Below are 542 nucleotides of genomic sequence, written 5' to 3'. Positions count from 1 at the left end.
ATTGTTTGCAAGGTCTTTTGAAGCCCGTTGCCGGACTTCGTTGCCGACACCCTCTGTCTGGCTGTTTTCATGTATGGAGGATAACTGCCTATGGCAAAAAACAAAACAGAGATTCATGTGACTACTGTGTTTGACGGGGAGCTGGACGCAACCGATGTGTTCGTCAGCCTGATTTCCCAGAAATACGGAAAGACAAATGCAAAAGAATATCTTGCTAAAAAGAAAGATATAGGCTATAATGAAGATGAGGTTCAAAAGAGCCAGATACCGTCTGGATTGTGTGGGTAAATGGCTATGATGAACGAAATGGAATACAGAACAATCGGTTCGGCACTTGCCGGGGGCTATCGTGCGGCTGTCTATTGCAGGCTGTCAAAGGACGATGACCTGCAAGGCGAAAGTGCCAGTATCGCCAACCAGCGGGATATGCTGGAAAAATACTGCGAAAAGCAGGGATGGGAGGTTGTGGCAGTCTATCAGGACGATGGCTTCACAGGTCTTAACATGGAGCGTCCTGACCTACAGAGAATGTTGAGAGCCAT

The 542-nt window shown here is 47.4% G+C and carries 2 protein-coding genes and 1 pseudogene; 2 read left to right on the top strand and 1 reads right to left on the bottom strand.

Annotated features, from left to right (window positions below; genetic code table 11):
- Positions 1–117 (bottom strand): annotated as a pseudogene (locus H8S44_RS17090) (tweety protein); the annotation flags it as partial.
- On the opposite strand from H8S44_RS17090, the gene H8S44_RS17085 reads away from it, so the two are divergent.
- Entirely contained in the window at positions 91–288 is a 198-nt protein-coding gene (locus H8S44_RS17085; protein WP_002592708.1) for a hypothetical protein, read from the top strand. The pseudogene H8S44_RS17090 and the gene H8S44_RS17085 sit on opposite strands and share 27 nt — an antisense overlap.
- Positions 289–542: recombinase family protein (locus tag H8S44_RS17080; protein ID WP_186997576.1), on the top strand; the 254-nt coding region annotated here is incomplete at its 3' end.

The sequence above is a fragment of the Anaerosacchariphilus hominis genome (genome assembly GCF_014290175.1).
Taxonomy (GTDB): Bacteria; Bacillota; Clostridia; order Lachnospirales; family Lachnospiraceae; genus Laedolimicola; species Laedolimicola hominis.
Note: the sequence above shows the minus strand (reverse complement) of the source record. Positions and strands in the feature narration are given on the sequence as shown.